The 13,383-nt window shown below is 73.8% G+C and carries 12 protein-coding genes; 1 reads left to right on the top strand and 11 read right to left on the bottom strand.

Going from position 1 to position 13,383, the window contains the following annotated elements; all coding sequences use genetic code 11:
* Window positions 1–28: 28 nt before the first annotated feature.
* The 3 genes from smc to LG396_RS11355 all read right to left on the bottom strand — a co-directional run bounded on the left by smc (window position 29) and on the right by LG396_RS11355 (window position 4,617).
* Complete coding sequence (gene smc, locus LG396_RS11345) at window positions 29–3,601, bottom strand: chromosome segregation protein SMC (RefSeq protein ID WP_225794648.1); 3,573 nt, start codon at window positions 3,599–3,601, stop codon at window positions 29–31.
* A gap of 244 nt (window positions 3,602–3,845) precedes the next feature.
* Entirely contained in the window at window positions 3,846–4,046 is a 201-nt protein-coding gene (locus tag LG396_RS11350; RefSeq protein ID WP_018839639.1) for a hypothetical protein, read from the bottom strand.
* A 289-nt stretch (window positions 4,047–4,335) separates the two neighbouring features.
* Window positions 4,336–4,617 carry an acylphosphatase gene (locus LG396_RS11355; RefSeq protein WP_018839640.1) on the bottom strand — a complete coding sequence of 94 codons (282 nt, stop codon included), beginning with the start codon at window positions 4,615–4,617 and terminating at the stop codon, window positions 4,336–4,338.
* 145 nt (window positions 4,618–4,762) lie between these two features.
* Here LG396_RS11355 and LG396_RS11360 point away from each other — a divergent pair, with 145 nt between their 5' ends.
* Window positions 4,763–5,755: a CAP domain-containing protein gene (locus LG396_RS11360; protein ID WP_225794649.1), complete on the top strand. Its 993-nt coding sequence runs from the start codon at window positions 4,763–4,765 to the stop codon at window positions 5,753–5,755.
* A 24-nt stretch (window positions 5,756–5,779) separates the two neighbouring features.
* Here LG396_RS11360 and mutM read toward each other — a convergent pair whose 3' ends face one another.
* The 8 genes from mutM to recG all read right to left on the bottom strand — a co-directional run bounded on the left by mutM (window position 5,780) and on the right by recG (window position 13,352).
* A complete protein-coding gene (gene mutM / locus LG396_RS11365) occupies window positions 5,780–6,634 on the bottom strand; it encodes a bifunctional DNA-formamidopyrimidine glycosylase/DNA-(apurinic or apyrimidinic site) lyase (protein WP_018851037.1) in 855 nt (284 codons plus the stop codon).
* A 7-nt stretch (window positions 6,635–6,641) separates the two neighbouring features.
* Window positions 6,642–7,574 (bottom strand): ribonuclease III, encoded by a 933-nt coding sequence (gene rnc / locus LG396_RS11370; protein ID WP_225794650.1) that lies wholly within the window; start codon window positions 7,572–7,574, stop codon window positions 6,642–6,644.
* 18 nt (window positions 7,575–7,592) lie between these two features.
* Complete coding sequence (gene rpmF / locus LG396_RS11375) at window positions 7,593–7,766, bottom strand: 50S ribosomal protein L32 (RefSeq protein WP_018844671.1); 174 nt, start codon at window positions 7,764–7,766, stop codon at window positions 7,593–7,595.
* A gap of 2 nt (window positions 7,767–7,768) precedes the next feature.
* Entirely contained in the window at window positions 7,769–8,449 is a 681-nt protein-coding gene (locus tag LG396_RS11380; RefSeq protein WP_037730238.1) for a YceD family protein, read from the bottom strand.
* 118 nt (window positions 8,450–8,567) lie between these two features.
* Window positions 8,568–9,752 (bottom strand): F0F1 ATP synthase subunit B, encoded by a 1,185-nt coding sequence (locus tag LG396_RS11385; RefSeq protein ID WP_225794651.1) that lies wholly within the window; start codon window positions 9,750–9,752, stop codon window positions 8,568–8,570.
* Window positions 9,753–9,776: 24 nt separating this feature from the next.
* Entirely contained in the window at window positions 9,777–10,256 is a 480-nt protein-coding gene (coaD, locus tag LG396_RS11390; protein WP_018839647.1) for a pantetheine-phosphate adenylyltransferase, read from the bottom strand.
* 74 nt (window positions 10,257–10,330) lie between these two features.
* Complete coding sequence (rsmD, locus tag LG396_RS11395; RefSeq protein WP_018839648.1) at window positions 10,331–10,906, bottom strand: 16S rRNA (guanine(966)-N(2))-methyltransferase RsmD; 576 nt, start codon at window positions 10,904–10,906, stop codon at window positions 10,331–10,333.
* A gap of 181 nt (window positions 10,907–11,087) precedes the next feature.
* The gene (gene recG, locus LG396_RS11400) at window positions 11,088–13,352 is read right to left on the bottom strand and encodes an ATP-dependent DNA helicase RecG (RefSeq protein ID WP_225794652.1); all 2,265 of its coding nucleotides are present in this window, start codon (window positions 13,350–13,352) and stop codon (window positions 11,088–11,090) included.
* Window positions 13,353–13,383: the final 31 nt, after the last annotated feature.

Consider the following 13,383-nt stretch of genomic DNA (forward strand, 5'->3'; position numbering starts at 1 on the left):
CCGGCCCTCCGAGGGCGGGCCGGCCCGTTCAGTTGAGCCGCTGGCTGATCACCTTGGAGACGCCGTCGCCCTGCATCGAGACGCCGTAGAGGACGTCGGCGACCTCCATCGTGCGCTTCTGGTGCGTGATCACGATGAGCTGTGAGGTGCGCTGCAGTTCCTGCATCAGCCGCACCAGTCGCTGCAGGTTGGTGTCGTCGAGGGCGGCCTCGACCTCGTCCATCACGTAGAACGGGCTCGGCCTGGCCATGAAGATCGCCACCAGCATCGCCACCGCCGTCAGCGACCGCTCGCCGCCGGACAGCAGCGACAGCCGCTTGACCTTCTTGCCCGGCGGGCGCGCCTCCACCTCCACGCCGGTGTTCAGCATGTCGTCCGGGTCGGTGAGGACCAGCCGGCCCTCGCCGCCGGGGAAGAGGCGGGAGAAGACGCCCTCGAACTCGCGGGCGGTGTCGTGGAAGGCGTCGGTGAAGACCTGCTCGACGCGCTCGTCGACCTCCTTGACCACCTGCAGCAGGTCGGCGCGGGTGCGCTTGAGGTCGTCGAGCTGCTCGGTGAGGAACTTGTGCCGCTCCTCCAGCGCCGCGAACTCCTCCAGCGCCAGCGGGTTGACCTTGCCGAGCTTGGTGTACGCGCGCTCCGCGGCCTTCAGCCGCTTCTCCTGCTCGGCGCGCGCGTACGGCCGCGGCCGGTTGCGCGGGTGCTCGGGGTCGTCGGGCAGTTCCTCGCCCTCCGCGGGCAGCGACGGCGGCACGAGCTGGTCGGGGCCGTACTCCGCCACCAGGTCGGCCGGCTCGACGCCCAGCTCCTCCAGCGCCCGGCCCTCCAACTGCTCGATGCGCAGCCGCTTCTCGGCGCCCAGCACCTCGCCGCGGTGCACGGAGTCCGTCAGCTTGTCCAGCTCGCCGGCCAGCTCGCGGGAGAGCCGGCGCTGCCGGCCCAGCTCCTGCTCGCGCTCGGCCCTGGCCCGCTCGGCGGCGGCGCGCTCCTCCTCGGCGCGGGCGAGGGAGACCTCGACGTGCGCGAGGAGTTGCCGGGCGCCGGCGGCGACCGCGGTGGCGACGGCCGCCTCGTGCCGCAGCCGGGCGCGGCGGCGCTCGGCGCGGGCGCGCGCCTCGCGCTCGGCGCGGGCGGCGCGGTCGAGTCCGTCGGCGCGGCCGGCGAGGCCCTTGACGCGCTCCTCGTGGGTACGGACCTGGAGCCTGGCCTCCATCTCGGTCTGCCGGGCGTTGGCACCGTCGGCGGCGAGCCGGTCGCGTACGGAGGGGTCGGACCCGTCGTCGGCGTCCTCGGCGGCGCCGGCCTCCTCCTCGGCGGTCTCCAGCTGCGCCGCCAGCTCCTCCGCCTCGGCGGCCGCGCGGGCCAGGGCCTCCTCGGCGCGGGCCGCGGCGGCGGCGCTGCGCTCGGCCTCCCCGGCGGCGGCGCGGGCCTGCCCGCCGAGGCGGCCCAGCTCGCCGGCGACGCGGGACTTCTCCCGGTCCGCGGCGCTGCGCCGGCCGCCCAGCTCCTCGACGAGCGCGGCGCACTCGGCACGGCGTGCGACGGCGGCCTCCTGCCGCAGGGCCAGGTGCGTACAGCGGGCGTCCAGCTCGGTCAGCTCGGCCGCCGCCTCGTCGACGGACGCCTGCACCTCCAGCAGGCTGGGGGCGCCGGCGGAGCCGCCGTGGGCGAAGTGGCCGCCGAAGACGTCGCCTTCCGCGGTGACGGCGGTCAGCTCGGGCCGGGCGGAGACGAGGTCTTCCGCGTCCTCCAGCGTGGCGACGTACACGGTACGGGCCAGCAGCCGCCGTACGGCGGGCAGGAGCTGGTCGGGGCCGGCGACCAGGGCGGCGAGGTGGCGGGCGCCGGGCGGGAGTTCGCCGGCGGGGGCCGGCTCGTACGGGGCGTCGCCGAGGAGCAGCGCGGCGCGGCCGGCGTCGTGCTTGCGCAGCAGCCGCAGCGCGTCGGCCGCGGCGGCGGGGCCGGAGACGGCGAGGGCGTCGGCGGCGGCACCGAGCGCGGCGGCGACGGCGACCTCGTACCCGGAGGCGACGGTGAGCAGTTCCGCGGCCGGACCGAGCACGCCGGTCAGCTTGTCGCGGGCCTGGAGCAGGGTGCCGGTGCCGTCCTTGCGGCGCAGGCCCAGGGCGAGCGCGTCGCGGCGGGCGGTGGTGGCGGCGCGGGCGCGTTCGGCCTCGGCCGCCTCGTCGCGGGCGGCGGTCAGCTCGGCCTCCGCGGCCTTGAGGGCGCTCTTCGCCGCCTCCTGCTCCGCGGCCAGTTCGCTGTCGCCCTCGTCCAGCCCGTCGACCTCGGCCTTCAGCGTCTCGTACGCCTCCTGGGCGACGGCGGCGCGCTCCTCGGCCTCGTCGCGGGCGGTGGCGAGCCGGTCGATCTCGGCCTGCGCGGAGGCGGCGCGGCCGCGGGCGGCGGTGACCTTGCCGCTGAGCCGGGCGAGCCGTTCGCGGCGGTCGGCGACGGCGCGGGCGGCGTCCTTCAGCCGCCGCTCCTCGGCGGCGAGCCGGCGCTCCAGCTCGGCGCGATGGGCGACGGTGTCCTCCAGCGCGAGTTGCGCGGCCTCCAGGGCGGCCTCGAGTTCGGCCTCCTGCTCGCGGATGCGCTGCGCCTCGCGCTCCAGGTCCTCCGGGTCGCGCCCGCGCCGCTCCTCCTCGGGGGCGGCGGTGGCGTGCTTGGCGCGGGCGTCGGCGAGGCTGACGGTGCCGCGCACCCGCTCGGCGAGCTGGCCGAGTTCGTGCCAGGCGCCCTGGGCCTCGGTGAGCCGCGGGGTGAGGGCGCGTACCTGCTCCTCCAGGGCGGACTCGCGGGCGCGGGCGGCGGCCAGCTCGGCCTCCGCGGCCTCCTTGCGCGCCTTCAGGGCCGCTTCGTCGGCGATCTCGGCGGAGAGCGCCGCGCGCAGGGTGACGAGGTCGTCGGCGAGCAGCCGCAGCCGGGCGTCGCGCAGGTCGGCCTGGATGACGGCGGCCCGGCGGGCGACGGCGGCCTGCCGGCCCAGCGGCTTGAGCTGGCGGCGCAGTTCGTCGCTGAGGTCCTGGACGCGGGCGAGGTTGGCCTGCATCGCGTCCAGCTTGCGCAGCGCCTTCTCCTTGCGCTTGCGGTGCTTGAGGACGCCGGCGGCCTCCTCGATGAAGGCGCGGCGTCCCGACGGGTCGGCGTGCAGGACGGAGTCGAGCTGCCCCTGGCCGACGATGACGTGCATCTCGCGGCCGATGCCGGAGTCGGACAGCAGTTCCTGGATGTCGAGGAGGCGGCAGGTGTCGCCGTTGAGCTGGTACTCGCTGCCGCCGCTGCGGAACATCGTGCGGGTGATGGTCACTTCGGCGTAGTCGATGGGCAGCGCGCCGTCGGAGTTGTCGATCGTCAGCGAGACCTCGGCGCGGCCGAGCGGCGGCCGGCCGGTGGTCCCGGCGAAGATGACGTCCTCCATCTTGCCGCCCCTGAGGGACTTCGCCCCCTGCTCTCCCATCACCCAGGACAGCGCGTCCACCACGTTGGACTTTCCGGAGCCGTTCGGGCCGACGACGCAGGTGATACCCGGCCCGAAGCGGAGGGTGGTGGCGGAGGCGAAGGACTTGAACCCCCGGAGCGTGAGGCCCTTCAAGTGCACTGGCGAGCTCTCCTCCGGCGACGAAACATGTGCCGGAGACTCTATCGCGCAAGCCGGTTTCACTGGGTAACCGTCGGGGCACATCAATTACGGAGCATCACCCCCCGGGGTGCCGGCTCCGGGGCGGGTTCCCTCCCGGGGTATCCGTAAAGCGATGGAGAAACGACGAAGGGACGCGGTTAAGCGTCCCTTGACAGTTATCTCAAGCGGTTGAGGTGCAGACCTGACGGTTCTCGCATGATTGTCAGGTAAGCGCAGGCTCCGCCTGGGATACGTCGAGCAGTGACTCGCTGTTGTGAGCAGCGGCGGCGGCGAGCATGTCGTTCTCGGCCTGGACGCGGACAAGCTCCGACTCCAGGTCCTGGACACGCTGCTGCAGCCGTCGCATCTCGGCGAGGAGTCGCGGGTCAGTGCCGCCGACGTAACCGAGAAGCGCCTTTGCCATGATTGAAGGTCCTCCACACTGATGTGACCGACCGAGCGGTGTGGGTCGTGAGGGATTCGCACCCGCGTGTCTGCCCATGGCGCAAAACAGCTAGGGTGCGCGGGGCTTCAAGCGTCTCACCAAATAGTTTGACGGTCAACACGATCACACCCCGTATCGGGCGCGGCCCGTGCAATTGCAGGCCGCGGGGGGTGGCAGGACCCGTCTGGTGTGAGAGCTTTGCACGGCCGGAAGCCGTTGGCAACCCGCTGGTCATCCCTGCTGGACCAGCCCTTATGGCGCAGCGTGCTCAACGGATGGCAAATGAGTGATATCCGCCGCGCGGCTCGTCCCAGATCTCCGTCACACCCGACACGCGCCCCGGCGTGTCGGCGGACCGCAACCACTCCAGCAACTCCTGGCACTGCTCTCGCGGACCTTCGGCGACGATCTGGACCCGGCCGTCCGCGAGATTCGCGGCGAAGCCGCTGAGGCCGCCGATCTCCAGCGCCCGGGCGCGGGTGAACCAGCGGAATCCGACCCCCTGCACCACACCGCGCACCCATGCCGTCATGCGGACGTCTGTACTCATGTGACGCACGCTATCCGGACGATCGGCCCGCGGGCACGTGAGGTGCGGGGGTCATGGCGTACAGTCTGCCGACAGCAATATCACTCGTGTGTGCGAGTGGCGTATGCACAGTAGTTGTTGTCGTCGGACGTGAGGGGTCAGCCGGATGGGCCGCCACAGACGCTCGGAGCCGCAGCCCCCGGCAGGCAGCCGGGACGCCCCCGGCGCATACGGCTCCTACGACCGGTACGACTCGTACGAGCCGTACCCCGGCCGCGAGGCGCACGGCGCCGGCCGGACGCGGGGGCAGCACCGCAGGCAGAGCCCCGCCAGGGCCGGGATGCTCGGTACGTCGGCGGCGCTGGCCGTCGGCGCGGTGGCGATGGCCTCCGGCGTCCTCGGCAGCGGCTTCGACCTCGACCGCGGCAACGGCGGTCCCGCCGGGCACGTCGAGGCGGGCGACCCGCCCTCCCCCAGCACGCAGGGGTCCTCCGACCTGCCGACGCGGGAGGCGTCGCCGTCCGCGAGCCGCGGCTCGGACCGGTCGGAGAGCGGCAAGCCGGAGGCGAAGAAGGCGGCCGGCAAGGACGGCGGGCGGGACAAGGAGTCGAAGAGCGCCTCGCCGTCGACCTCGGCACCCGAGCGTGAGAAGCCGGAGTCCGCCGACCCGTCGTCGAAGGCCCCGAGCCCGTCCCGTACGCAGTCGGAGTCGCCGTCCCCGACGCAGTCGGAGACCTCCGAACCCACCCGCTCGGCGAAGCCGACCGCCACCGCCGACGCCACCACCGCCGCCGAGGCGGAGGTGCTGCGGCTGGTCAACCAGGAGCGCGCGCAGGCGGGCTGCCGCCCGCTGACGAACGACCCGGAGCTGGCGAAGTTCGCCGGCGACTACAGCCAGGACATGGCCCAGCGCGGCTTCTTCGACCACACCGACCCCGACGGGAACGACCCGTGGGAGCGCGCGCAGGACTACGGCATAGCGGACCTCGGCGGGGAGAACATAGCCCGCGGCCAGGCCAACGCGCAGTCGGTGATGGACGCCTGGATGAACAGCGAAGGCCACCGCGCGAACATACTGAACTGCGACTTCCGCACCCTGGGCGTCGGCGCGCACTTCGCCGACGGCGGCCCCTGGTGGACGCAGAACTTCGGCTTCTGAGAAACCCCGCGCCCGCCGCTCGCGTCAGTTGCGCGGCGGGCGCTGGCAGCGCGGGCAGAAGTAGCTGGAGCGGTTCATCCACGGGCGGCGGCGGATCGGGGTGCCGCAGCGGCGGCAGGGTTCGTCCTCCCGGCCGTACGCGTCCAGCGAGCGGGCGAAGTAGCCGGACTCGCCGTTGACGTTGACGTAGAGGCTGTCGAAGCTCGTGCCGCCGACGTCGAGCGCGGCGTTCAGCACCGCGCGGACGTGCCCGAGCAGTTCCTCGGTACGGGGGCGCGTGAAGCCGGCGGTGGGGCGCTCGTAGTGGAGGCGGGAGCGCCACAGCGCCTCGTCCGCGTAGATGTTGCCGACGCCGCTGATCAGCGACTGGTTCAGCAGCGCCCGCTTGATCGTGGTCCGGCTGCCGCGCAGCGCCGCGTGGAACGCCGCATCGTCGAACGCCGGGTCGAGCGGGTCGCGGGCGATGTGCGCGATGACGTCGGGCAGTCCCCCGGCCGCGTTCGGGTGCAGCGAGAGCCCGCCGAAGGTGCGCTGGTCGACGAAGCGTAGCTCCGTGTCCGTCTCGTCATCGAAGCGGACCCGGATCCGCAGGTGCTTCTCGTCCGGCGCCGCCTCCGGCTGGACCAGCAGCTGGCCGCTCATGCCGAGGTGCGCGAGCACCGACTCGGGCCCGTCGGCCAGCGGCAGCCACAGGTACTTGCCGCGGCGCCGCGGCTCCCCCAGCGGGTGCCCGGTCAGCCGGGCGGCGAAGTCGGCGGGGCCGGCGGCATGCCGGCGTACGGACCTGGGGTGCAGCACCTCGACGGAGCCGACCGTGCGGCCCGCGACCCACTTCGCCAGGCCGCGGCGCACCACCTCGACCTCCGGCAGCTCCGGCATCGCCGCGCTACCGGTCGGCGGCCTGCGCCGCCCCGGCGGAACCCGCAGCGGCGTCGCCGTCCGCGGAGTCCTGCGCGTCCGCCGGCGCACCGGCGGAGGCAGCCCCGGGCGCATGCGCGGACGCCCCGTCGGACCCGTCGGCCGGCACGGCGGACTCCGGGGCCGCGACCGCGGAGCCGTTGCTCCCCGCCGTGCCCGTGCCCGCCCCGCCGTCCGCCGCGGTCGCGCTGATCGCACGCCACGCGGTGTCCGCCGCCTGCTGCTCCGCTTCCTTCTTGCTGCGGCCGGTGCCGGTGCCGTACGTGACACCACCGACGCGGGCGGCAGCCGTGAAGGTCTTCTCGTGATCCGGGCCGGTCTCGCTGACCAGGTACTCCGGCACGCCCAGTCCCCTGGCGGCCGTCAGCTCCTGGAGCGAGGTCTTCCAGTCCAGGCCCGCCCCGAGGTTCGAGGACTTCTCGATCAGCGGGTCGAAGAGCCGGTGCACCAGCTCGGACGCCGCCTCGAGTCCCTTGTCCAAGTAGACCGCGCCGATGACGGCCTCCAGCGTGTCCGCGAGGATCGACGCCTTGTCCCGGCCGCCCGTGCCCTCCTCGCCCCGGCCGAGCCGGATGAAGGCACCCAGCTCGAGTCCGCGGCTGACCTCGGCGAGCGCACGAGAGTTGACCACCGCGGCCCGCAGCTTGGCCAACTGGCCCTCCGGCAGGTCGGGGTGGCCCCGGAACAGCGTGTCGGTGACCACCAGGCCGAGCACCGAGTCCCCGAGGAACTCGAGCCGCTCATTGGTGGGCAGACCGCCGTTCTCGTACGCGAACGAGCGGTGGGTCAGGGCGCGCACCAGAAGGGCGGGCTCGAGTTCGTACCCGAGCCGCCCTTCCAGGATCTTGGGGGACGAGGCTGTGTCGGCCGGCGCCTTCCGCGGCGTAGTGGCATCTGACATGAGCCTTCTCCCCGTCGCTCAGACCTCGAGGACCTGGCGGCGGTTGTACGTGCCGCAGTTCGGGCATGCGATGTGCTGCTGCTTGGGCTCGTGGCAGCGCTCGCATGCCACCAGGTGCGGGACCGCAGCCTTCCACTGCGACCGGCGGTGGCGCGTGTTGCTGCGCGACATCTTCCGCTTCGGAACGGCCACGGCTACTTCTCCTGCTTCTCGCCGGCGCCGTCGTCAGCGCCGCTCGTGTCGTTCTTCTCGCCGTCCGAGACGGTCTCGGCGAGTCCCTGCAACGCCGCCCACCGGGCGTCGACGACGTCGTGCCGGTGGTCCGGGTCGTCCGCGAGCCGCGCCCCGCAGTCGGGGCACAGGCCCGGGCAGTCCTCCCGGCACACCGGCTGCAGCGGCAGTGCGAGCACCACCGCGTCGCGCAGCTCGGGTTCGAGGTCGAACATGTCGTCCTCGAGGTACAGCGCCTCCTCCTCCGCGTCCGCCTCCTCGGCGTCCGCACCGGACCCGCCGCCGCGGGCCACACGGCCCCTGGCGTCGGTCTCCGGGTAGGAGTACAACTCCTGGATGTCCACTCGGAGCTCCTGCCCGAGCGGCTCCAGACACCTTACGCACTCGCCCGTCGCCCGTGCCCGGGCGGTGCCCGTGACGAGCACCCCCTCCATCACGGACTCGAGCCGCAGCTCGAGCTCGACGGGGTCGCCCTCCGGCACGCCCACCACCTCGTTGCCGAGGTCCTTGGGCGCCGGCACGGTGCGGGTCAGCCGCTTGAGCGTACCGGGACGACGGCCCAGGTCCCGTGTGTCGAACACGAGAGGGGCGCGGTGGTCCGGATGGGCTTTCAGGGCTTTCCTGCTTTCGTGCACCCTGCGCATGACGGGCAGGGACGGGCGCGGCGCGATACGGCGAGGGTCCAGAATACTTGAGACCCCGCCCAAGACCCAATCCGGGCACCGGTCGGCGGCCGGGCCCGGGCGGGCGCTCCCCCGCGGCTCAGCGGCCGCGGTCGTCGTACTCCCGGAGCTGCGACATGTCGATCATGCTCGTGTCGAAGAGGCTCGTCTCGTCCAGCGCGGCCGGCGCCGGGGTGTAGCCGCCCTGCTGCGGCAGGTGCGCGTCGCCGTGGCCGTACGGCATCTGCTGGGTCCCGTCCGGGTACGCACCGGCCCCCTGCTGCTCCGGCTGCCCGGCCTGCTGCGGCCAGCCGTAGCCGGGGTCGGGCTGCTCGTAGCCCTGCTGGTAGCCCTGGCCGTAGCCCTGCGGGTAGTCCGGCTGCTCCGGCTGCGGGTAGCCGGTCTGGGCGTAGCCCTGGGCGGCGGAGGCGTCGTAGTACGCGGCGGCGGGCTGCGGGACGGCGTGCGGGGGCTGCTGGGCGGGCAGCGGCGGGACCGCGGGGTCCTGGACGCCGGGGCGGTGCCCGGGGCCGGGCGCCGGCGGGTCGGCCAGCTCGGCCAGCTCCGCGAGGTAGTTCTCGTCCGTCGTGCCCCCGTGCCCCGCACCGGGCTGCCCGAAGGTCTCGCCGAGCTGGTCCGTCGGCCGCGCGCCCTGGAGCTTCTGCCGGCCGCGGCCGACCGCCTCCAGGGTCTTGGTCAGCACCGACTGGAACGCCTGGAACTGCGCCTCGACGTACGTGTCCGCGCGCCTGCGCTGCTCCTGCGGGTCGGCGCTGCGCTCCGGCGCCTCGCCCGCCGGGTCCTGGCCGGCGTCGTAGGCTTGCGGGTCGTCGTACCCGGGGGCGCGGCCCAGCAGCTTGTCCCGGCCGCGGTCGACCGAGCCGATGGTCTTGGTGAGGACTACCTCGAAGTTGGCGAGCTTGCTGTCGACGTAGTCGTCGGCCTCGGCGCTGATCTGCTCGGCCTCCTGGCGGGCCTCGCCGAGGATCCGGTCGGCCTCGGCCTGGGCGTGCCGGGCGACCTCGGTGTCGGAGATCAGCGCGCCGCGCCGGGTCTGCGCCTCGTCGAGGATCTGCTCGGCCTCGCGGCGCGCCTCCTCGACCAGTTGCTCGCGCCCGCCGAGCAGCTGCTGCGCCTGGGCGAGCGACCCGGGGAGGGCCTCGCGCACCTCGTTCAGCATGCCGAGCAGCTCGGCGCGGTTGACCACGCACGACGCCGACATGGGCATGGACCGCGCGCCCTGCAGGGCCTCCGCGATCTCGTCGAGCTTCCTCTGCACGTCCATGGGGAAAGACTCTACGGCGCCCGGCTAGGAGTTGGTGAGGCGTTCGTCAAGTGCCCGGTTGACAACCGGGGGTACGAGGTGGGATACGTCGCCGCCCCAGGTGGCGACCTCCTTGACCAGGCTGGAGGAGAGGAAGCTGTACGTCGGGTTGGTGGGGACGAAGAGCGTCTCCACGCCCGACAGGCCGTTGTTCATCTGGGCCATCTGGAGCTCGTAGTCGAAGTCGCTGACGGCGCGCAGCCCTTTGACGATGGCGGGGATGTCGCGCTCCTTGCAGTAGTCCACGAGGAGGCCGTGGAAGCTCTCGACCTCCACGTTGCCGTACTCCTCGGTGCACTGGCGGATGAGGTCCATCCGCTCGTCGACGGTGAACATCCCCTTCTTCGACTTGTTGATCATCACGGCGACGTGCACGACGTCGTAGAGCTTCGAGGCCCGGGCGATGATGTCGAGATGCCCGTTGGTGATGGGGTCGAAGGACCCCGGACAGACGGCGCGGCGCAACGGTGGTTCCTCGCTCTCGGTTCCGGTCATGAGGGTCGTGGTTCGGAAAGGGTGCGGGCGGCGGGTCCTGAGGGTCAGCGGGCCGGTGAGGCGGCGCGACCGTACCAGAGCGTGCCCTCGCCGTAGCGCCTGGCCCGCAGCCCCTCGAACCCGCCGGGCCAGGGGAATTCACCGCCTCGCGTGCTGCGCTCCACGGTGGCGAGCGCGCCCGGGGACAGCCAGTCGTGCGCACGGAGTGTGACGAGTATCTCGCCCACCGCGGCGTCGGTCACCTCGTACGGCGGGTCGAGGAAGACCAGGTCGTACGGGTCCGGGGGCGGGGGCCCGGCGACGACCTGCTCCGCGCGGGCGGCGCGGACCTCGGCGCCGGGCAGGCCGAGGGCGCGGACGTTCTGCCGGATGACGCGGGCGGCGCGGGCGTCGGCCTCGACGAGCAGCGCGTGCCCGGCGCCGCGGGAGAGCGCCTCCAGGCCGACGGCGCCGGAGCCGCCGTACAGGTCGAGGACGCGCAGGCCGTCGAGGGTGCCGAGCAGGGCCTGCCAGGTGGAGAAGAGACCCTCGCGGGCGCGGTCGGAGGTGGGCCGGGTGCCGGTGCCGGGCGGCACGGCCAGGCGCCGCCCGCCGGCGGTGCCGGCGATCACGCGGGTCATGGCTGCTGGGTGTCCTTGTCCTCACGGGCGCGGTCCGTCCCACGATATGCCTCCGGGGTGACGGCCGCGGTGCCGCCCGGTGGCGCCCGCCCGACGAAGCGGCCACAATCGGCCGGCCCCCGGGCCCCGGCACGGCTCATGCCCGCACCGCCCGCACCTCGCGCGCGCCCCGGCCACGGCCTCAGCCCTTGTCGAGGAACTGTTCGCGTTCATCGTCCAGCAGGCTCGCCAGCGCTCCGCGCAGCTCCGGGTACGCGGTCAGCTCCGGGTCCTGCGCCACGATCGCCGCCGCGGCGTCCCGGGCCTCGGCGATGACGTCCTCGTCGTCGATGACCGCGAGCATCTTCAGGCTGGAGCGGGCCCCGGACTGGGCCTGGCCCAGGACGTCGCCCTCGCGGCGCTGCTCCAGGTCGATGCGGGAGAGCCGGAAGCCGTCCTGTGTGGCGGCGACCGCGTCCAGCCGGGTCCTGGCCGGGGTGCCCTCGGGCATCTCCGTGACCAGCAGGCAGAGCCCGGCGGCGGCGCCGCGGCCGACCCGGCCGCGCAACTGGTGCAGTTGGGAGACGCCGAAGCGGTCGGCGTCCATGATGACCATGCCGGTGGCGTTGGGGACGTTGACGCCGACCTCGATGACGGTCGTGGCGACCAGCACGTCGACGTCGCCGGCGGCGAACCGGCGCATCACGTCGTCCTTGGCGTCCGGCTGCATCCGCCCGTGCAGCACCTCGACCCGCAGTCCCGCCAGCGGCGCCCCGGGGGCGGCGGAGAGCTGCGCGGCGACGTCGAGGACCGCGAGCGGGGGCCGCTTCTCCGCCTCGTCCTCCGGCGACGGCGGCTCCGCCGCGCCCTTTCCGCTTCCCTTGCCGGTCTTCCCGCCCTTGGCCTCCGCCTCCTCGGCGGAGTCCCCGATGCGCGGGCAGACGACGTACGCCTGGTGGCCGCCCTCGACCTCCTCGCGCACCCGCTCCCAGGCCCGGGAGAGGAAGTGCGGCTTGTCGGCCGCGGGCACGACGTGGCTGGCGATGGGCGAGCGCCCGGCCGGGAGCTGGTCGAGCACGGAGGTCTCCAGGTCGCCGAAGACCGTCATCGCGACCGTACGGGGGATGGGCGTGGCGGTCATCACCAGCAGGTGCGGCGTGCGCTTGTCGTCCCCGCGGTTGCCCTTCGCGCGCAGCGCGTCCCGCTGCTCGACGCCGAAGCGGTGCTGCTCGTCGACGACGACCAGGCCCAGGTCGTGGAACTGCACCTTGTCCTCGATCAGCGCATGCGTCCCGACGACGATCCCGGCTTCGCCGGTGGCCAGGTCGAGCAGCGCCCTGCGGCGCGCCGCCGCGCCGGAGGAGCCGGTGAGGAGCTCGACCTTCGTGCCGTGCTCGGCGCCGCCCAGCAGGCCGGCCTCGGCCAGCTCGCCCATCATCTCGGTGATCGACCGGTGGTGCTGCTGGGCCAGCACCTCGGTCGGCGCGAGCATCGCGGCCTGCCCGCCCGCGTCCACGACGGCGAGCATCGCGCGCAGCGCCACGAGCGTCTTGCCGGAGCCCACCTCGCCCTGGAGCAGCCGGTGCATGGGGTGGTCGGTGGCCAGGTCGGCGAAGATGTCGGCGGAGACCCGCCGCTGCCCCTCGGTGAGGGTGAACGGCAGCCGCGCGTCGAAGTCCGCGAGCAGCCCCTCGGCGGGCGCCACCCGCGGCACCGCGGGCAGCTGCCCGGCGGCGTGCCGCCGGCGGGCCAGGGCGATCTGGAGGACGAACGCCTCGTCCCACTTCAGCCGGTCCCGCGCCGCCCACAGGTCGGCCTTGGTCTTCGGCCGGTGCACCTTCAGCAGCGCCTCGCGCAGCGGTACGAGCCCGCGCTCGGCCCGCAGCGCCGCGGGCAGCGGGTCGGCGACGCCCTCCCAGCCGGTGGCCTCCAGCCCGTCCACCACGGTGTCGACGGCCTGCTGGAGCTGCCAGGACGCGAGCTGCCGGCACGCCGGGTACAGCGGGAGGAGCTTGCCGGCCCACTCGTCCGCCGCGGCGTCGGCGCCCGCGCCTTCCTGGCCGGCCAGCGGCTTGTAGTCGGGGTGGGCGAGCTGGCGCTTGCCGTTGAAGACGGTGACCTTGCCGGCGAAGAGGGCGCGCCGGCCGGGGAGCAGCTCCTTCTGCGGGTGGTACGCGCCGCGCCCGAAGAACACGAGGGTGAGCCGGCCGCTGCCGTCGGTGATGACCACCTGGAGCCGGCGCCCCCGGCCCGTACCCAGCATGGCGGCCTTCTCGACCTGCGCGACGACCGTGACGTGCTCGTCGGTCTCCAGGTCGGCCAGCCGCGTCAGCTCGCCGCGCTCGGCGTACCGGCGGGGGTAGTGGTGCAGCAGGTCTCCGACCGTGTGCAGATCCAGGTGCTCCGCCATGGCCTTGGCGGTCCGGTCGCCGACGGTCGTCTTCAGGGGCTCTTCCAGCACGGACACGCGTCCATTGCACACCATCGGACCGACAGAG

The sequence above is a fragment of the Streptomyces aculeolatus genome (assembly GCF_020400605.1).
Lineage (GTDB): Bacteria > Actinomycetota > Actinomycetes > Streptomycetales > Streptomycetaceae > Streptomyces > Streptomyces aculeolatus.